Annotated in this window: 18 protein-coding genes and 1 pseudogene; 1 reads left to right on the top strand and 18 read right to left on the bottom strand. The window is 38.0% G+C overall.

The genetic code is table 11. The features are described 5' to 3' along the window. Positions 1–540 precede the first annotated feature (540 nt). Both V7K84_RS26705 and V7K84_RS26700 read right to left on the bottom strand, forming a co-directional pair. Complete coding sequence (locus V7K84_RS26705; protein WP_334842610.1) at positions 541–1380, bottom strand: M56 family metallopeptidase; 840 nt, start codon at positions 1378–1380, stop codon at positions 541–543. Further along, positions 1380–1799, bottom strand: a complete 420-nt coding sequence (locus tag V7K84_RS26700; RefSeq protein ID WP_099102645.1) for a BlaI/MecI/CopY family transcriptional regulator — start codon at positions 1797–1799, stop codon at positions 1380–1382. The genes V7K84_RS26705 and V7K84_RS26700 overlap by 1 nt, the downstream gene beginning before the upstream one ends. Positions 1800–2130: 331 nt before the next feature. On the opposite strand from V7K84_RS26700, the gene V7K84_RS26695 reads away from it, so the two are divergent. After that, a complete protein-coding gene (locus V7K84_RS26695) occupies positions 2131–2871 on the top strand; it encodes a 2-phosphosulfolactate phosphatase family protein (protein ID WP_334842592.1) in 741 nt (246 codons plus the stop codon). 68 nt (positions 2872–2939) lie between these two features. Here V7K84_RS26695 and rfbD read toward each other — a convergent pair whose 3' ends face one another. The 16 genes and pseudogenes from rfbD to V7K84_RS26615 all read right to left on the bottom strand — a co-directional run. Continuing rightward, entirely contained in the window at positions 2940–3827 is an 888-nt protein-coding gene (rfbD, locus tag V7K84_RS26690) for a dTDP-4-dehydrorhamnose reductase (RefSeq protein WP_334842590.1), read from the bottom strand. A 171-nt stretch (positions 3828–3998) separates the two neighbouring features. Further along, on the bottom strand, positions 3999–4544 hold the full coding sequence (gene rfbC / locus V7K84_RS26685; protein ID WP_334842588.1) for a dTDP-4-dehydrorhamnose 3,5-epimerase: 546 nt from the start codon (positions 4542–4544) through the stop codon (positions 3999–4001). A gap of 118 nt (positions 4545–4662) precedes the next feature. Then, a complete protein-coding gene (locus tag V7K84_RS26680; protein ID WP_334842586.1) occupies positions 4663–5739 on the bottom strand; it encodes a glucose-1-phosphate thymidylyltransferase in 1077 nt (358 codons plus the stop codon). Positions 5740–5830: 91 nt separating this feature from the next. Beyond that, on the bottom strand, positions 5831–6925 hold the full coding sequence (locus V7K84_RS26675; RefSeq protein WP_334842584.1) for a glycosyltransferase family 4 protein: 1095 nt from the start codon (positions 6923–6925) through the stop codon (positions 5831–5833). Continuing rightward, positions 6925–8085, bottom strand: a complete 1161-nt coding sequence (locus V7K84_RS26670) for a glycosyltransferase family 4 protein (RefSeq protein WP_334842582.1) — start codon at positions 8083–8085, stop codon at positions 6925–6927. Before V7K84_RS26670 ends, V7K84_RS26675 begins: the two co-directional genes overlap by 1 nt. A gap of 8 nt (positions 8086–8093) precedes the next feature. Continuing rightward, the gene (locus V7K84_RS26665; RefSeq protein WP_334842580.1) at positions 8094–9065 is read right to left on the bottom strand and encodes a GDP-mannose 4,6-dehydratase; all 972 of its coding nucleotides are present in this window, start codon (positions 9063–9065) and stop codon (positions 8094–8096) included. A 157-nt stretch (positions 9066–9222) separates the two neighbouring features. Further along, a complete protein-coding gene (locus tag V7K84_RS26660) occupies positions 9223–9591 on the bottom strand; it encodes an EamA family transporter (RefSeq protein WP_334842578.1) in 369 nt (122 codons plus the stop codon). 36 nt (positions 9592–9627) lie between these two features. Next, the gene (locus V7K84_RS26655) at positions 9628–11718 is read right to left on the bottom strand and encodes a hypothetical protein (RefSeq protein ID WP_334842575.1); all 2091 of its coding nucleotides are present in this window, start codon (positions 11716–11718) and stop codon (positions 9628–9630) included. 107 nt (positions 11719–11825) lie between these two features. After that, the gene (locus V7K84_RS26650; RefSeq protein ID WP_334842574.1) at positions 11826–12542 is read right to left on the bottom strand and encodes a glycosyltransferase family 2 protein; all 717 of its coding nucleotides are present in this window, start codon (positions 12540–12542) and stop codon (positions 11826–11828) included. A gap of 81 nt (positions 12543–12623) precedes the next feature. Then, positions 12624–13925 (bottom strand): glycosyltransferase, encoded by a 1302-nt coding sequence (locus tag V7K84_RS26645; protein WP_334842572.1) that lies wholly within the window; start codon positions 13923–13925, stop codon positions 12624–12626. Further along, entirely contained in the window at positions 13922–14968 is a 1047-nt protein-coding gene (locus tag V7K84_RS26640; protein WP_334842570.1) for a glycosyltransferase family 4 protein, read from the bottom strand. The genes V7K84_RS26645 and V7K84_RS26640 overlap by 4 nt, the downstream gene beginning before the upstream one ends. Next, entirely contained in the window at positions 14965–16668 is a 1704-nt protein-coding gene (locus tag V7K84_RS26635; RefSeq protein WP_334842568.1) for a class I SAM-dependent methyltransferase, read from the bottom strand. Before V7K84_RS26635 ends, V7K84_RS26640 begins: the two co-directional genes overlap by 4 nt. A 29-nt stretch (positions 16669–16697) precedes the next feature. Continuing rightward, positions 16698–17213, bottom strand: a complete 516-nt coding sequence (locus tag V7K84_RS26630; RefSeq protein ID WP_334842566.1) for an acyltransferase — start codon at positions 17211–17213, stop codon at positions 16698–16700. Then, positions 17201–18553, bottom strand: coding sequence for an ABC transporter ATP-binding protein (locus V7K84_RS26625; protein WP_334842563.1), 1353 nt, complete (start codon positions 18551–18553; stop codon positions 17201–17203). The genes V7K84_RS26630 and V7K84_RS26625 overlap by 13 nt, the downstream gene beginning before the upstream one ends. A gap of 169 nt (positions 18554–18722) precedes the next feature. Continuing rightward, complete coding sequence (locus V7K84_RS26620) at positions 18723–19571, bottom strand: ABC transporter permease (protein ID WP_334842609.1); 849 nt, start codon at positions 19569–19571, stop codon at positions 18723–18725. A 381-nt stretch (positions 19572–19952) separates the two neighbouring features. After that, positions 19953–20462, bottom strand: a pseudogene (locus V7K84_RS26615) (Uma2 family endonuclease); the annotation flags it as partial. Positions 20463–20551 lie beyond the last annotated feature (89 nt).

The following is a 20551-nucleotide window of genomic DNA, read 5'->3' as shown; positions in this document are numbered from 1 at the left end:
TTACCCCGCAAAGTATACTTGCCTAATCCAGATGCCGATAAATTAGCTGAATGATCCATTTCCCGCCCTGTAAACTTGGTTAACAGAAATAGAACGCAACAACTCCGGTAAGCAATTTCTCTTTTGTTTGGATGAATATGAAGGACTGGGTGAGGTAGTGGAAGCCCCCCACCCAGCAAGACAAAGGTGTTATCGGCAAACTAACGCGAAAAGATATTTCGACTCAAGAAGGCAATGCTTTTCAAGTGCCTTTGGTACAAAAATATATAGAACCGTTGCTAGAAGAAGAATAAGCGATCGCTACACTAGTACAGCGCGGCATATAATTCGTAATCACCGCTTGTTAATTTGTTCCGATCGCGATATTTGTTCTTAACATCACAATTTTCGTTAGTAACACTACGATTTTTGTTACAAACACTAAGTTTTCATTACCAACGCTACGATTTTCGTTAGTAACACTACGATTTTTGTTACAAACATCATAATTCTCGTTACAAATATCACGATTTCGTGCTGTAGTAGCTTGCTAAATTCAACTTAACTATGAAATATCACAGTCAGTAAAGGCAAGAACGCCAACAGAAAGCCATGCCAAGATTGTAATTGAGCTTCTGGGGTTGGTTCTGGTGGTGCTAATAGAGCTTCTACTCTTTGTTCTAAACGATCTGCACCAGAGGAACCTAATGCAGCACAGCAAATTTCCGATAAGACGGGGCCGCTACTAACTACTAATAAAAGTGATTCTGCTAACACCAGAGGGTCTACCTGCAATGCTGCATAACCATCGGCACGGAGTTCGCGCAAAGCTAAAAGTTCTTCCCACAAAGGCTCTGTATTCGGCAACCATGCAGTGCAAGAACGCACCCAACCCAGCCAGAAAAACCAAAACGTATCCCTGTAATAGTGATGCCCTTGCTCATGGGCTAAGACGCTTTCTAAATGAGCCGGTGAGAGAGTTTGCACTAATCCTTGGCTAACCACTAGTTCTGGTTGCCAAAAACCGATTTGACCTGCAAACAACGCGCCTGTTTGCAGCAGTCTGGCTCGTTTATCGCCAACATTCACTAAAGGGCAGTTACGGGCAGATTCTACAGACTGCCAACCCTGAAAAGCAAGTTTAATGCATGAAATGGCAAAAAATGCCAAATAAATTAATGCTAGTAAATAGCTAATTGAGCCTGTATACATCCCGCCCATTTGCCCTTGAGGCCCCATGAACAGCACAGCGATCGCAGTCATGAATATTAGCAAGGGCGGGAAGAGAAACAAAAATAGCGATCGCTGCCATCGCAGATTCCAATTGCCTTGGGGTTGATTCCCAGCGGATCTTAACCACCAGGCAACTGCCAAAGCATTCAAAATCATTATCAGATGCATCATTGTTCCTCCCTGGCTTGGCGTGCAGATTGAATACGTTTAGCGATCGCTGCTATTTGTTCACTAGCTGCTTCATCCAGACTATCAGCAAAGGCAGCAACAACATCGGGATTCCCCACTGCCAAAAATCGTTGTAATTGCTCGTGAGCTTTAATCACATCTGATTGCTGCTTACTCAGCATTGGCCGCCAATAGAATGCGCGCTCCTTCTTGTCGCAGGCCAGCCAACCTTTATCAGTGAGGCGACGTAAAACAGTGGTGACAGAAGTATACGCTAATTCGCGGTTGGGATCGGCGAGGATGCGATCGTGTACATCCTTGACTGTGGCTGAACCAAGTTCCCAGATGATATTTAAAATTTCCGCTTCCAACGGGCCTAAAGATAGTTGTTTAGGGCGGTAGTCGGGTAAAGGTGCCATAGCGATTTTCGATTTGGGATGAGCGGAGTGGAGGTAAAAATTTTAGTTTCTATTTGGCCAAGTTTAGTCAGGATGCGTAGTGGTGCTAACTTGGAATGCCAAATACAGCTTTAGAAAATCTGTTCTTGTTTTAGATTACAGGATAGTGCAGCAAATATGAAAGTCTAAAAGCATAAAAATAGATTTTTTGAGTATTTTTGTATTGAATAGGTTACATCGTGCATATTTGATGCTAAAAAATTGTTTGCGAACAATTGTGACTATAGTTAGTGACACCAACTAGGTAGAATGTTATTTTCGGCAGTAGTATTAAAACAGGTGTATCCAGCCCGTGAAGTTATTCGTATACCACACTCCTGAATTGACTCCAACGGATAAAGCGCCAGAATGTGCGATCGCAGTCGATGTTTTGCGAGCGACTAGCACAATAGCGACTGTCTTGGCATCTGGAGGCGAAGCTGTACAAGTATTCAGCGATTTAGACCAATTAATTGAAGTTAGCGAAAAATGGCCCCCTGAAAAACGTCTGCGGGCTGGAGAACGCGGCGGCGCAAAAGTAGCTGGCTTTGAGTTGGGAAACTCTCCCCTCGACTGCACACCAGAATTAGTGCAAGGGCGGCGTTTGTTTATCAGTACCACAAATGGTACTCGTGCTTTACAAAGGGTACAAGACTCCCCAAATGTATTAGCAGCAGCCTTGATTAACCGGGCGGCGGTGGTGCAATTCCTCTTAGATAAGCAACCAGAGACAGTGTGGATTGTCGGTTCCGGTTGGGAAGGCAGTTATTCCTTAGAGGATACAGTTTGTGCGGGTGCGATCGCTCATAGTATTTTGCAGCAAACCAAGTTGTCATCTGAAGAAATAGCTGGGAATGATGAAGTAATTAGTGCGATCGCTCTTTACTCTCAATGGCAAGATAACTTATTGGGATTACTTCACCAAGCTAGCCACGGCCAACGATTGTTGCGTCTTGACTGTCACGAAGATTTAAAATATTGTTCCCAAACTGATATTTTAGATGTCTTGCCCATACAACATGAAACGGGAGTATTAAAAAGTCAAAATAAATAGGGAATAGGGTACAGGTTACAGGGTACAAATTATTTTCTATTACCTGTCACCTGTCACCTCTCGCCTCATTATTTATGCCCCATTTTAAAATCTGTGAGCATTTGCCGGAGTCTTTGTCGCCAATGGGGAGAATAAGTCTCTAGAATTGCAGCAATTTTTCCACAAGCCAAGACGGAATAAGCAGGGCGGCGGGCTGGTGTGGGATATTCGGCGGTTGTAATGGGGACAATACGTTCAACTTTCAAAGGGAAGCCTAGCTGTTGGGCTTCTTCAAAAATAGCGACGGCAAAATCATACCAGCTAGCAACGCCGCTATTAGTGTAGTGATAAGTGCCGCTAATTTCTGGGGTTAACTGGGGAATCATCTGGGCTATAACTGCCGCTATATCTTGCGCCCAAGTTGGGCTACCAATTTGATCGGCGACAACACGGAGTTCTTGACGTTCTGCACCTAGTCGCAGCATGGTTTTGACAAAGTTACTTTTGCCAAAGGTTCCATAAACCCAAGCAGTGCGGAGAATGAGATGATGGGCGCAAGTTTCCCGAATAGCTTCTTCTCCAGCAAGTTTGGTTTTACCATAGACACTCAAGGGATTAGTCGCATCGGTTTCCTGGTAAGGACTACAGCCATTACCATCAAAAACGTAATCGGTCGAAATATGAATTAGAAAAGCTCCTAATTTTTGGCTTTCTTCGGCAAGAATTAGGGGTGCATTAGCATTAATAGCGGTAGCAAGTTCGGGTTCACTTTCAGCTTTGTCTACAGCAGTGTAAGCAGCAGCGTTAATGATAATTTGCGGCTGCTTGGATCTGATAACGTTGCGAAGGGTATCAGGTTGGGTAAAGTCTACTGTTGGGCGTGCTACTGAAATAACATTGCTGTGAGATGAGAGGATTTGTTGTAGTTCCTTACCCACTTGACCGTTGCTACCAATCAGCAAAATTGATTTAGTCATTTGTCATTTGTCATTTGTCATTTGTCCAAGAGAAGCCATACCCACTCTTTAACTTGGTTTGAATTAGTCCGATGAAAGACAAAGTTTTTCCGTCCACCATAAAAGTAAGCTTAGGGTATCACAAGAGACGGGGTATGTACTAATGACCAATGACCAATGACCAATGACTACTTAATCAAATACTTCAGCAGTTCTGAAAGATTTACCAGCTTCGTCTTTAGCTGATAAAATTGGTGGCGCACTTAAGGGCCAATCTATCGCTAAATCTGGATCGTTCCATAGAATTGTGCGATCGCTTTGAGGCGCGTAATAATCTGTAGTTTTGTAGAGAACTTCAGCTATTTCTGAAAGCACGAGGAAGCCGTGAGCAAAGCCCAATGGTATCCACAGTATGCGTTTGTTCTCAGCACTGAGTTCAGAACCCACCCATTTACCAAAGGTAGGAGAGCTTTTTCTAATATCTACAGCTACGTCAAAAATAGAACCGACAACAGCACGGATAAGTTTTCCTTGGGGTTGTTGGATTTGATAGTGCAATCCACGTAGAACGTTTTGTTTAGAGCAAGAGTGGTTATCTTGGACGAAGTTCGTAACAATCCCAATCTCTTGAGCAAATTTTTGCTGGTTGTAAGCTTCAAAAAAGAAACCGCGATCGTCTCCAAATATTTGGGGTTCAATTTGCAGAACTTCAGGAATCTTGGTATTTACAATGGTCATTAATATTATTTATAGGATGTGCCGCAGTGTTCTGATTATTAGATGAATTTCGCATTCATATTTTACAGGCACTATGTTCCAACTTTGACGGTGGCTTGTCTTATTTTTAACAAGTAAATCACGTTAGTTCAATTTGACAGTCATCGCCAATCATAAATCGCAAGGCTTTAGGGCGACGGGGTGCAAGACTCAATTGTGCCCTTTGTCCAATCACACTATCAATAATACGCTGATGGATGTCGGCAATTTTAGCACCTTCTAAAATAACGCTGTGTTCTAAATCGGTATCAATGAGTGTGACATTGTTAGCAATGCTACTATAAGGCCCAATAAAGCAGTTTTCTAAATGACAATTGTTACCAATGACTACTGGTCCCCGAATTGTGCAGTTAATTACTTTAGATTTTGCACCGATTTGGACTCGTCCAATAATCTGACTTTGGGCATCAATTTCGCCCACAACTGATGCTGTCAGATAGGTATCGAGAATTAATCTATTAGCTTCTAATAAATCATCTTTTTTACCAGTATCTAACCACCAGCCTTGGAGATTGTGGGCTACAACCTGCTTTTCCTGATTAATCAGGTATTGAATAGCATCAGTGATTTCCAACTCGCCTCTGGTGGAAGGTTGGATATTGGCGATCGCATCAAAAATAAGGTGAGAAAAGAAATAAACCCCTACCAATGCCAGATTTGAAGGAGGAACTTTGGGTTTTTCAATTAGCTGTAATACCCGTCCTGTTTCATCTACCTGAGCCACACCAAAGGCGCTAGGGTTGGCAACCGAACGTAAGAGAATCAGAGCATCTGGCTGTTGTTGGCTAAATTGTTGCAGAAAGTAACTTAACTCACCTAGTTGAATCAGGTTATCGCCCAAGTACATCACAAAGGAAGAATCTCCTAAAAAAGGACGGGCGACTTGGACAGCATGAGCAAGTCCAAGTGGCTGGTCTTGTATGATATAGGTGATGTTCGCTCCAAACTTTTCTCCATTTCCGGTTTTCCCTTGGACTTCTGCCCCGGTTTCTGGACTGATAATGATGCCAATATCAGTAATACCAGCCGCGACCATTTCTTCAATGCCGTACCATAAAACCGGTTTGTTAGCAACTGGAACAAGTTGTTTTGCCCCGCTGTAGGTGAGGGGACGTAAGCGTGTACCTTTACCGCCAGAAAGAATGAGTGCTTTCATAAGGATTTAGGATTAATTACAAGTCATTAGTCAAGATAATCTGAAAAATTGACAAAATCCCAAATCATTGCATTTAAATTCTGGCGTTAGTTTATAGGTAACGGGATAACACTTCGGCGGTTGCTTTTCCTGTTTTTTCCCAACTGAATTGTTGAGAGTGAGTGATACCTTGGCTAGAAAGGCGCGATCGCAATTCTGAATTAGTTGCGATCGCCTGCATCGCCTCTGCAATTTCTCCAGTGTTGTAGGGATCGATCAAAATCGCTGCATCGCCAGCCACTTCAGGTAAAGAAGAGAGATTGGAGGTAATGACGGGAGTACCACAAGCCATTGCTTCGAGGACAGGTAAACCAAAACCTTCCCAGAGACTAGGAAAAACCAGAGCGATCGCTTGATTGATGATTTTTGGCAATTCACTGTAAGGAACATAGTTCAAAAACTTGACTCGATTACTTATTCCTAGTTCTTCTACTTGCCCCTGTAAAATTGAGGTGTAACGAAGATCGGTCGGACCTGCCAGCCACAGTTCATAATCACTACTGTTTGGTAATGCAGCAAAGGCGGTAATAAGTGTGTTCAGGTTTTTGTAAATATCTTGACGACCGATGTAGAGAAAGTAATTACAGGTAGGTAGATTGAGAGGACAAAAATGAGTGCGATCGGGAGCAAGAGGAATAGAGGTAATTTTGCTAGCTGGAATTTGGTAAAAGTCTATGATGTCCTTAGCTGTGGCATTGGAGTTACAGATAATATGTTGTGCTTGGTTGAGTACTTGAGGAACATAGTAACGATGGTACGATGTCAACCGTGAAAAGCGTTTAGGAAAGCGCAACGGTATCAGATCGTGAGACATCACCACAAAACGACAGTTAGTATAAATTGGTGCTTCTGGCAAAGGTGAAAATAACAGATGGGAGCGCAAATTTTTATAGATTTGCGGCAGTTGAAATTGCGTCCAAATCAAGCGGCGAAAATGTCCTTTCGTTCCTTGGGCGGGAGTAAGATTATCAGGGACTAAATAGCAGTTAAAGTCTGGGTAATTTTTGGCTGTTAATAGAGTGGGTTGAAGAAATTTTAAATAATGAACAAGATGATCGGCATAGTTACTTATTCCTGTTGGTTTGGATAATAAAATGGATAAGTTAATTATTAATTTATTTGCAGAGATGTTATTTACTATATTCATTAAATAATAGCTCTATAAGCTTTTAAGGTTTCTTTTGCCGTTCTTTCCCAAGAAAATAATTTTGCTCTTTCTCTACCCTTAATAATTAATTCTTGACGTAGTTGAGAATCACTGATGACTTTCAGAATAGCTTCAGCCAGTTGAACAGAATCACTAGGATCAATCAAGATAGCAGCATCTCCTGCAACTTCTGGTATTGATGAAGTATTGGAACTGATCGTAGGAGCACCTAAAGTCATTGCTTCCAATACGGGTAAACCAAACCCTTCGTAGTAAGATGGATAAACGAAGACATCAGCTTTTGAGTAAAATAATGCAACTAATTCATTAGATAGGTAATTAAGATGATGAATTTGGCTTGCCCAAGGGGAATTTTCAATAGCCGCGAATATCGGTTCGTAATTCCATCCTTTCTTACCAATCAATATTAATTGATGTTCGATTTTATACTTTTCTTTTAAAAAATTAAAAGCAGTGATTATAGTATTAATATTTTTTCTTGGCTCTATTGTGCTAACAAAAAGTAGATATGGCTTGGAAAAATCATAATTAGCTTGTTTTTCTAGCCCTTGAGCAATTTCCTCAGACAAGTAATTACTATAGTAGCGACTAGCTAAAGGTGTGACATAGACTTTTTTGGGGTCTACTTCCAAATATTCAATAATATCTTTTTTAGAGCTTTCTGAAATAGTTAAAACTAAATCTGTCCACTGTAAACATCGCTTTACCCTTTTTGTATATGTTTTGACGACTGAATCTGTATAGTTAGGATATTTAATAAAAGTCAGATCGTATATATTCATTACCTTTAAACTATTTTGACAGGGATAAACTGAGTAATTTGTACCATGTAATATATCCGGAGAACCAAAATATTTTTCAAAGTAAGATAAACTAGGTTTAAAAGCTAAAGCTAATAATAAATCTGAAATTCTTAGAGGTAAAGGTAAGAGATACTGTTGAGAAGAATTTTTAAAGCATTCAGGAAAAATGAAGTCACCCCGAAGCCAATTTTTTAACCCTGGTTGATAGACTACTCCTAACTGAAAATTTTCCTCTTTTTGTAATACATCAAGAGCGCATATTAAATTAGCAATATAAAAGCCAACCCCACTGGGTTTTGAATCCACTGGGGTGGTATCAACTACAATTTTTAGCATTAGAATATTTAAGCTCCGCTAATGCTCAATTTTTTTAGATCGTAATCAACCATTAACTCAACCAATTGCTCAAAAGAATGCTGAGGCTGCCAACCTAACTCCGTCTTAATTTTATTAATAGAACCAACTAACTGCACAGGTTCATCAGAGCGATAAAAAGCAGGGTCAACTGAGACATAATCTTGCCAGTTTAGACCAACGCTGTTAAAAGCACACTCAACGAGTTCTCTGACAGAGTGAGTTTCACCACTAGCGATGATATAGTCATCAGGTTGTGCTTGCTGCAACATCAGCCACATAGCGTAAACAGCATCCTTGGCATAGCACCAATCACGACGGGCATCTAGGTTGCCTAATTTTAGTTCATTTGCCAAACCTAATTTAATTTGGGCAGCTGCGTGCGTGATTTTGCGAAATACAAATTCTGTCCCACGTCGAGGCGATTCGTGAGTATAAGTAATACCACAGCAGTTGTAAAGGTTGTATTTCTGCCGATAGTTGACAGTCATCCAGTGAGCGTATGCTTTGGCAACACCATAAGGGTTGCGCGGACGAAAGGCGGTGCGTTCAGCTTGAGGTGATTCATCAGGTTGACCAAAAACTTCACTACTAGATGCTTGATAGAATCTGGCATCTGGTTTGCAGCGACGAATAGATTCTAAGAGACGGGAGACACCTAGAGCTGTATATTCAGCAGTGAGAGCAGGTTGTGTCCAAGAGAGAGGAACGTAGCTTTGAGAGGCAAGATTATAAATTTCGTCAGGTTGAGCTTCCGTAATCACATCCATTAAAGAGGATTGATCTAAAAGATCGCCAGAAAGGATTTGGATATCGCCAGAAAGGTGATTGACGCGCTCAAGATTACTGGAACTTGAGCGGCGGACTAAGCCGAAGACTTGATAGGCTTTGGTTAATAGTAGTTCAGCAAGATAAGAACCGTCTTGTCCAGTTAAGCCGGTAATGAGAGCTTTTTTAGTCATATAAGCCTACTTTTAAAAAACTAAAATTTAAAGGTTTATTCAGTACTTGTACCAAACTATTAGTTAAACTCCAAAACTTTGTTTTAAAATAAAATATAAAATACTCAAGAGTAAAATAGGCTAAATATTAAGATAGTAATTTTGTCTTTTTATTATTTTATTTTTGCCAAACTACTAAAATAACTCCACCTACAATAAAACTCAAACCTACCAGACGGGTTAAGGGAATTGTTTCTCTGAAAATAAAGTAACCTAAAATGACTGAAAAAACATAAACTAAGGAAATAGATGGAGCAGCGACACTTAAATTAACTCTGGTGAGAAGGAGAATATATGCAATAGCACCTAAACCATAACAAGTTAATCCAGTTAATAATTCCGGTGTAGTAGCGATACTGATAATATTATTCAGGGCATTAGCTGAATTGACTTTTACCAATTTCAATGCCCCCAATTTTAAGAAAAATTGCCCGCCTACACTTGTAGCAACAGACATTAGCAGTAAAGCAAATTCTTGTAGGTTCATGCCATTTTCCTCACACTCATTTAGCTAAATGAACAATTAAGAATCTGATATAACATTTACATCGATTTTAGGATCTGAATATTGCTTATCGCTAAACCAAGCAACCGTTTCTTGCACCATTGTTAAAATTAGAGTATATTTTCCTGGTATAGTAGGTGGTTTGATAACTGCATTAATTGCTAGCGACTCTCCAGGAGCTACATCAAAAGGCAGTTGAGTTCGATTCCCCTCAATATTAGTTGGCTTCCCTTGAGAGTCTATCCCTATCCATTTATAAGAAAGATTAGTTGGTTTATCTCCTTTCTTAGACCATAAAAAGTTACTTGTGTTTTTTACTATAATTGGTACTTTCTTTTGCAAATTAACTACCATAATTTTTGGATATTCAAAAACTTTAATTTCCTGTTTAAATATTTGTTCTATTGGCAATTTAATTCTGTAAGAAATAAAATTACTGGATACGATCGTGTTTTTTTGAAGTCCTAATGTAGCAAGAAAACTATCTTTTTGTTCTAATGATTTTGGAAATATAACACATAATTTACCAGAAATGTTTTTATTAAAAAAACTTAACCAATTTAGCACTTGAGGTATGCTTAAGGGTTCTCCTATATCACCATAGTTAGGTGGAGGAGCAGAAGAATAACCGTTTAAAACTGGAATGTTTGCTTCTATTCCAGCCCACATTGCTGTTAACTGATCGATATAAAAAGGCTTTTCAACGTTTGAAGATAAATATGCAACGTTACAACCTTGTTTCATTAAACTGCTAATTTCTGTAGTTTCTTTCAGTAATGGAGCTTTTTCGTAGTTAGGTAAATTGAATATAAGCTGCTCTGATATACCTATTAGACAAAATATACTTACTATAACTAACTTGAAAAGACGGCGCTTGATAATTACTGTTGATTGTAATAAAGAATCAAAACATAATATTCCAGCAACCAATAAATAAAAATATGCAACTGACCATATTCTAGTAATTGCCCTGATTACAGAGGCTCCAGGTACAACTTCATAAATTATTCTCCAAAGTGATATCCCAAAAGGTAGGCGCAGTGACAAACAAAACAAAGTAATAAACACAAAAAAGCATACTTTTACAAGTAATGCTCTTTGAACAGTTAATATATTATACGATTTAAATAGTGTATATACAGAAACTCCTATTAATAAAAAAATTATGATCCCAGCAAACATGCGATGTTCTCCTGGCCATGGCATTGGTAAGCTTTTAGAAACCCAGGAAAGTAAAGGTGCCCAAAGACTACCAGGAGCAACTGCAAACCAAGAAGAAATTCTGGGAAGCATTGTATCTACTTCTGAGTATGATCTTTTCCCTAAAGCTGACTTGGCTTCCAAATATGGAAGTAGGGTAACAAACATTGTTGCTGCCCATACTACAATAATTGCGATCGTTGCTTTGTAATCAGTTCGACAGTATGATAAAAGATTATGGCGGATTGATGCTGGAGCTAATTTGTAAGCTATAGCAAAAAATATAGGTAAACTAAATAGTAAAAACCAACCCAAGTAAATTCCGGCAAGTACTTGTAGATAAATTAGCAGCAAAAACAATGTTATCTTTTTTCGAGTTGGTTGCAGGAAAAATTCCCACCCTACAAGAAAAGCTAGAGGTGTAAAAAACTGGGGTAGTAATTGCTGATGCCCAATTTGATTAATTCTAGGCATACTGAAGGCAAACAGTAAGGCTCCTAAAGCGCTCAATAAATGGCTTACCTGATATCTCCGCATTAAAAGAGCGAAGCTAGCAAAACAAAGAATACAAACAGCAATCATCCATATTTGAAATGCAACATCGGCTGATAAAAATAATCTAAATAACCAATATATAGGAGCAGATCCAAATAGATTGTCTGAGAAAGCCAGAACATTTTTGTAAGGATAAAAAAAGGCTGGCGACCATAAACCACCTGCATAGTCTTTATTTATCAATAATTGAAAAGAATGCTCTAAAAAGTAATTGTTTAGTCTAGTATCCCCAGGATCTGTTTGTATTAGAGCGAATCTACTGAGGATTGTTGGATAAAATGCTATAAAAATTCCGACAACACAAACAATAGTGTAGAGTGCAGGAATAGAAAATTTTTTTAGATTTTTATTCATTGTTTATTAAATTACTAAAAGCATAATTTTTTTAAATTGCTAATTTTAATAAACCAGCATAAAAATATTCACCCTATATTACATTACTAGGCAAATAAAATTATTTTTTATTTAGATATCTTGTCAACATAATTTTTTTTAAATAAATTGTATTTTAGTATACAATGAATAGCTCTAACTCCATCTTTCCAACCTATTTTTTTACCTTCTTTATAAGTTCGACCATAATAAGATATACCAACCTCATAAATACGACAGCCAAGTTTCGCAACCTTGGCTGTAATTTCAGGTTCAAATCCAAATCGATTTTCTTCTATTTTGATAGATTGAATAATTTCACGTCGAAAAGCCTTATAACACGTTTCCATATCTGTTAGATTTATATTGGTAAACATATTAGACAACATTGTTAAGAATCCATTGCCCACTCTGTGCCAATAGTAGACAACTCTGTGAGGTCTATCACCTTGGAAACGAGAACCGAAAACTACATCAGCTCTATTATCAATAATCGGCCCAATCAATAAGGGATATTCTTGCGGATCGTACTCTAAATCTGCGTCTTGAACTATAACAATATCTCCAGTAGCCGCAGCAAAACCAGTTCTTAAAGCTGCACCTTTACCTCTGTTTTTATGATGGTAAATTACTTGGTCTACCTGTGACTCTACTTTTAATTTAAGTAACTCTCTCGTACCATCTATTGAACAATCATCTACTATAATAATTTCACAATTTTTTACAGGCGATGCCTTGACGGCTTCTACAACTTTGCTAATAGTTCCCAATTCGTTGTAACAAGGAATAACAACAGATAGCTTCATACAGTAATTAACTTCTCTTACATCAGTAGTACAAAAATGTTTATCTAAAACTATTTAGAATTAAATTTATAAAACAGAGAATTAATTACTAATAAAATGTATTGCTTGAGCAATTTTTTCTACCTGTATATCCAGTGTTTTGTAATCCATCCAATTACTTAATTCTTCTCCTATTTTGTCTATTAATTGATCCGCTATTACATTACATCGAAACCTTTGAATTTTTTGTCCAAAACTCACGATCGCCTGAGCATAAATTTCTGGGTTATGTTCCTTCCGTAAAATTTTCTGCCCATTTTTTCCCATTTTTGTAAAGTATTTGGGATTCACCAAAAAACTTTTGAGATGCTTTTGGATATCTTCAATTTCATAATTTGGACGCACAAATGCAACAGTGTCTTCCGATTGTTCTGCATACCAACCAACCCGTGTAACTAGACTGGGAAGTGCGTGACTCCAAATCCGAAGTTGACTAAGTGATGCTTCTCCCATAGTCGGATAGCGTAAATTAATGGCTAAATTAGCATTTTCTAAAGCCAAGTCTAACTCAGCATCCGCAACAAAATCATGTATTTTTACTATATTACTAAGTCCTAATAATTTAATTTGTTGCTCAATATAATTTTTATTCCAAACTTGCCCATATATATCTAAGAAAAACTGATTTTTTTCAGAAAAACTAGATAATGCATTAAACAAAAAATCTAACCCACGGTTTGGACCAAGATAGCCAAATACTATTAAGCGATAAGGTGCTTTATTCTTTTTACTTTGTGAATTTGCTTGCCATTCACTCATGTATGGTAATGGCGCATAGCCGACAAACCATCGCTTCTCTTGCTTAATAGTTTGGAAATCCGCTTTTGTGTGTGTGACAACTCCTACTGCATTCTCTAAAGCTAAAAATGTTAGCGGATAGAGTTCAGCCATATACTCCGTTGAAATATTACCACTCGAAAATTTCACGGCCGCTTGCTCACCCTGAATTCCATAGTATTTTTTCATCTGAAATAAATAAGCATCTCGATTCGACTTTTGTTCTCGATGTAGATAGATGCTAACAAAAAAGTGCTGTAGTTTAACATCATGTAAAATCACTAAACCTGGACATTGACAACTAATCTGCCATATAGCAAAATGAAAGTCTGAATTATTGCCTATGTTATATACATTTAAATCCGCTTGGTTAATTTCAACCCAAGGAGTATTATCCAAATCATAATGGCGGACTGTGGCGTACTTTTCCAAAGATGAAATCCAGTGCTGTTGATCTGTCCACAGAACAATTTCAGCATATTTTTGCAAAGCAGGAATCAATTGAGATGTATACTCAGCAATACCGGACTTTGCAGGTGATAATGGGGAAAACCAGTTAATTTTCATGCAGCTAGCTTTTGAACAACTTTAGACCATGAAATGTTAAGGCTATGATAATAATCTCGTCCTGCTTTACCAAGAGCTTGTGCCCAAGAACGATTTTCCCATAATTGATCCATAGCTGCGGCAAGAGATTTAGAATTAGGTTCAGCAAATAAACCCGTTTCTTCATGACGGACAAATTCTAAAGAACCTCCTGAATCCATACAAGTAATAACTGGTTTGGAAGCTAGCATTGCTTCCAGGGTGACATAACCATAGTCTTCGTCCAAAGGCGGGTAAATAACTCCTATACTTTTTGCATAGGTTCTAATTTTTTCTTCTTCGCTAATTTCACCTAAAAAAACTACTCTTTTGGTTACATGTAATTTTTTAGCTAAATCCTTTAAGTGTTCAGCATAACTTACTGTATCTGGTTTCCCTGCAAACAATACCTTTACAGGATTTTTTGTTTCTACAAGGGCTTTTATTACAAGTTCTTGTCGCTTAATAGTTGTAAGCCTACTGGGAAAAAACAGATAATCATTTATATCTTCACAATAGAAAAGCTCAGAATTTTGAGGAGGGTGATAAAGCGGGATAGAATCTATTTGATTAAATCTCTTTAATCTTCGGGAAACATTTCCAGCAATAGTATAGATAGACTTATACTCTTTTAAGACTTTATTATCAGCATTAATAATTGCTTCACGAACCTGTAGTCCATTAGGAAATTTAATTAAATCGCAATAATTTGTATGCCATAAATCATAAGCTGTGCGATGCTGATGCAAAAGCCACATAACCTTATTAGGGTGAGGTATTAGGTATGCAGGAAACTTTAAACCTATAATTTTGTCTACTGCTTGACCACAATATTCTGAGAGGTCTAATAATCTACAAGCCAACATATGATCCAGAATCCGCTCTGGAGGATACCATTTAAAGGGAATTGCAACTATCTCGGCCTCATGACCTGCAGCAGATATAGCTTTTAGAAGACCTTCTGCTAGTATCTCTGCACCTCCTCTCACAAAGGGAACTTGAGTCGTAACTATTAATACTCTCATGGTTTAAATCCTACAAGTGCATAATCTTGTGGCCCATAAAAGTAATCACTGAAACGTTCAGCCAGTTCTGACCCAGTTAATCTAGGTTGAATGGTATCAGGATGAAGCTTAATACATGTAACTTTGGATAGACCAAATGATTCTGCCACAAATGCGATCGTAGGACTTGGCAGTGGATTACGATGTGTCGGGTCTAAATAGAAGGTGTTACTACCTACTAAGATATTATCTGGATTTGGTGTTTCAAAAATTACCAATCCTCCTGTCTTAAGTACTCTCATAGTCTCACTAAATAACTTTAGCAATACCTCAAATGCTAAATGTTCAATGATATGGAAACCAGTTACTGCACCCAAGCTAGCATCTGGCAAAGATTGCAAATAGCTAATTACATCTCCTTCTATAACCTCTAGTCCTCTGATTCGGCACTGCTCTATCATTACTCTGTTAATATCCAACCCCCTAGTAATGTATCCTGAATCTTGGAGAAGTTCTAACCATTCACCCCGCCCACAACCCACATCTAAAATTGGAGATTCGACTGTGCCTACCTTTGCTTCCTCAATCAATGGCAAATAAACTTTTAACCTACTTAAAATGTCTTCACGGCTACCTCGAAATTTCTCCTCAAAAGCAACATAAAAAGCATCTAAAAAATGTATATCTTCATTAATAAAAGTTTTTAATTGCTCTTGACTAAAAGGTTCCGGTAAACGTTTCCTTGCCTCTTGCATAAACATTGTTATTAGACGCTTCTGTTGCATTAGATCATTTTTAAGGTATCCATCGTTTCTGATGTAACGCTCATTTATTTCTTGAATACGAGTATTGGCTGTAATTATACGGCTATCTGTTGTAATTGAATGCTCATTTAGTCTTTCAATATGAGCATTTAGAATAGTTTTCTGTTCATCTATTTCTTGTACTCGGCTATTCACCGTATCCAAACTTTCTTGAATACCAGTTAGCCAGGTAGAAATTATATCAATAGCATTTAAGCTATTATCTAGCCCTTGGATGTGATTATCTATTGCAATTAGATGATCATCCAATTCTGGAAAGCGATTATCCACTGCAACGAAGCGTTCATCTAGCCCTTGGATATGATTATCTATTGCAATTAGACGCTTATCCAACTCTGGAAAGCGATTATCTACTGTAACGAAGCGTTCACCTAGCCCTTGGATGTGATTATCTATTGCAATTAGACGCTCATACAACTCTGGAAAGCGATTATCTACTGTATCGAGGCGTTCACCTAGCCTTTGGATGTGATTATCCATTGCAATTAGACTCTCATCCAGCCCTTTATCTACTTGCGCTTTTAAACTTGCAATTTGTTCTATTAACTGCTGATTAAGTGCTACAGACTCTTTTAGAGAGTTAATTATATTTAAATTGACTTCTCGTTGATCTTTAAAGAGAAAATTGATTACTTTTAGAATAAATTGTTGTAACTTAGTACTGAAATTAAAAGGAAATATATTAAGTTTATCTGGCCACTTTATACGTACCAGTGAACGAGATTCTGCATTTTTTAGAAAATTTTCAATATGACTAATACTTAACTTCAGTTTCGATATGTCTAGATTAGATTGCGAACCTGGTAATTGAGAATTAACTTGGCTTTTTCTCACCTGCTCAACAATTTTTTGTATTAATTCATCAATCTTGATTTCCGGATCGTTAGATTCAATCATTTTTTATATTTTTAAATAATATATAAATTTCACTTTGACGGGGTTATCTGTTTGACTATTTTTGCTGGAATCCCTGCTACAACATGATAACTAGGAACATCGCATTTAACAACAGCACCTGCCGCTACTACAGAATTCTTGCCAATTTTGCAGGGGCCAATTATGGTAGCATTACTTGCGATCCAAGCCCCTTCTTCAACTACAATATTATTTCCTTCTGTTGGAAAATTGTTCATCCTCTCTAGCCCAAAATTTCTATAGTCATGAGTTCCAGTTATTACACTAACATTATGCCCAAAAAAAACATATTCTCCGATTACTATATTTCCAGAAGATAAGTTAAATAATGCATTATTTACAATGCATGTTTCTGACAATTTTAGTCTTTGAGGTTCACCAAAAACCAAGTATTGTTTTAAGCTTACATCTTTGATGCGCTGATCGAAATAGCCTTGCGCTAGAGATTGCTTGAGGTAAATATCAAAATATAATTTCATCCAGCTTTCGAGCTTAGATTTAAAATAATTTTTAACTATTGTGTACATAGCGATTCCTCATAGAGTCCGATCTTTCTGCCAGATACTTGAAAGACTCCTTCTACCAAATCATTAACTGCTGCTTGTATAACTATGGCATTCTGAATCCAGTCCAGCATTTCTAAATTTTCGTGTGTTCCATCTCCGAATGCTATATCTAAGGCATAGTTACCACCAGCTAAGTGGGGCCAAATAAACTCAAAGTCAACTGTTGCTCTTCCTATTTCTGATTTAGATAGCCAGTAGCTAGCAAAATTTTTATCTAAGAGTTCTGTACTCCATCCTGATAAAACAGTCCTCAATCTATCCAGTAGCGCTATGCCAACATTTGGCTTTCTAACTTTGTCGTGTCTGAATGTAGTGATCCTAATTTTTAATACATCTCCAGGATAAACCAACTGAATAGGTTGACCCTGACTATCTAACACGGAAATATACTCAATTTCTGCACGTCCTGTACCAAATCGTTCAAATCCATAAAAAGCCATATACGGCTTTTTAGTAAAAGGATTTGATTCTTTAATGGTGATTTTAGTCAAATCAATTTCTTCTTCATTAGCACCAATATTCTCATTCTTATTTGAATCCAAATTTATGCTAGTTCTTTTATTTACTTCTTCATGCACCCATGCTTGATAGTGTTTACATACTTCAGCAGGTTGTCCAGTATCTACAAGAATTCCTTGATTAATCCACATAGCTTTAGAGCAAAGGCGTGATACAGATCCTACATCATGGGATACGAATAATATTGTTCCTCCTGCATCTTGAAAATCTCTAATTTTTGCCATGCAACGATGGACAAAGATCCCATCACCTACTGCCAAAGATTCATCTACAATTAAAATTTCTGGGTTAACGTTAATTGCTACTGAAAATGCTAAACGAACAAACATACCGCTAGAGTATGTTTTGACTGGTTGTTCCATGAAATCGCCAATTTCAGCAAAGGAAGCAATTTTGTCAAACTTTGCTTCTATTTCTGCTCGGCTTAATCCTAAAATCTGCCCATTAAAAAATACATTTTGTCTGCCTGTAAATTCAGGATTAAATCCGCTACCTAGTTCTAGTAAAGCTGAAACTCTCCCATGAACTGATACCTCTCCTATGGTTGGTGTCAAGGTTCCAGCAATAATTTGTAGCAATGTACTTTTACCAGAACCATTTTGACCAATAATTCCTAGTGTCTCTCCTTTAGGAATCTCCAAGTTAATATTATTTAATGCCCAAAACTCTTGAGCGTGGCTCTTACCAGGTAGTAAAATTTCTTTGAGTCTATCTACCGGACGAGCATAGCGCTTATAGTTCTTTGAGATATTCTTCAGGGAAATTGCAATCTCCTCACCCATAACACCGCATACTTAAACTACTAAAGAATTTTACACGCTATAACTTTATCAATTAAAAATTATTTACGTCATTAAAATTTTGGCTTTTTATTGAATCAGATCGCTATCTATTTACTATACAGGTCACATTAGCATTTGCTTGTTTTAAAAGTACAATAATTAAACCTGGCTATAAAACATCTGCGAAAGCTGGACGCAAACGCTTGTACACTGTAAAACCAAAACAAAATATGATTGTTGCGATCGCAGAAGCAACTCCCCACTCTCCCCAGTGTTTTATCTCTCCAATTAAAACTATGTCACGATAAACTTCTGCGATCGCTGCCATTGGATTTAACCAGAATACCAAACTCCGCCATTGCTCTGGAATTGCTGATGCTGGATAGACAAGCGGTGTCACATAAAACCAAATATTTAAAATCACTCCTAAAGTCTGGGGGATATCTCGCAAAAATACCGTTAGTCCTGCTGCTAAATAGCCCAACCCTGCTGTTAGCAATAGCTGCGTTAGCCAGACCAAGGGTAATAGCGCCAAAGTACTATGTAAAGTATGAGTATTTACCGCCACGAAAAAAATCAATGCCATTAAACCAAAGGAACTCTCAATAAATGTTGATAAAACTGGCACTAGAGGTAGCAAAGCTAAAGGAAACACCACCTTCTTGACTAAATTTGGTTGTCCTAGTACCGAATTAGCAGACTGCATTAGACCACCAGTAAAAGCAATCCAAGGAAGTAACCCTGCAAATAACCACAAACCAAAGGTGAAATCATTTGCTGGTAAACCTTTGAGAGTAGTTAGCTTCACCTTCAGTACGGTAGAAAACACATAAGTATAAATCAGTAATTGTGATAACTGATTTAGCAAAGGCCACAAGTTACCCAAAACAGAACCCTTGTAACGTGCCTCTAAATCCCGGCGTACTAGAGTTCTTAGTAAGTCCAACTTTACCCATGACTGTTCATCTATGGGCAAGATGCGCCTCCATCTCCCTACCTTACGTACAACTCCCCGCATTGTCGGCAACAATTTCTGTTTCCTCGCTTACTACTCACTATCCGCTTACCTAATTACTCTCACTGAAGCCTATTATATTTATGAAAGTTCCTTTTTCAGGGACTTTCAAATAGAAAAAATATCCAACTACTTCTTGTGAGGTGTGTATCTTACTCGCCTTTGGTTAAAGGTGGGTAGGCAGGATGCCCATCTCATAAGATTGGATAATTTATTTGTTGGAAATCTCTTCAGTGCTTTTAAAATCTATCATCACTAGAAAATTGTATCCAAATTATCTTGGCGATTATACAATAAATAGGAGCTTGTCAAGTGTATTTTGACTACAAACATAACGTCTGTTGTTTGTCAGGCTCCTTCTTTGTTAAGGATGTGAGTTTTTGCTTAACTCAAGTTATCTGGATCAATTCCTTGCGATCGCAAATACTCTGCCAGTCTATCAGCCCGTTGGCGTTCCTGTTCAGCCCGTTGGCGTTCCTGTTCTGCTTGTTCTGTTTGAGTCGGCACCCAACCCGCAGAATTATACCAACGCAACCACAAACCTATTGTCTGTCGGTAAGTACCTTGCCAAAGACCCAATCCTAGCTCTAACTCTGCCAAAAAGAAGCGGTTCTCTGATAAAGATATTGCCTCGTAGCGAGTACCACTGAGTTTAAAGGCACGCAAATGGTTTTCATAGCGATCGTAGATAACGTAGTAGGGAACCCGTAAAATCTGTTCATATACTTCCCACTTCGTTGGGGGTCGGTTTACTTCCCGCAGTGTTTTTCCTAAGTCTTCTTGTTCTGTACCAGGTGAAAGTAATTCAACTACTAAAAATGGATCAATTCCTTCTTGCCAAATAACGTAACTTAAGCGCAGGTCTTGCTGTTGGCTAGCACTAGGTAATCCTAGGGCGTGTCATCAATTGAGCCAAATAACAGAAGCAGCTAGATAAATTGCACCGAGAAAGTTGGTCGCCCGTTTATCATAGCGAGTTGCGA

The sequence above is a fragment of the Nostoc sp. genome (assembly GCF_036917315.1).
In the GTDB taxonomy this organism is placed as follows: domain Bacteria; phylum Cyanobacteriota; class Cyanobacteriia; order Cyanobacteriales; family Nostocaceae; genus Nostoc.
The sequence above is the reverse complement of the archived record's forward strand: the minus strand, read 5'-3'. Positions and strand labels throughout refer to the sequence as shown.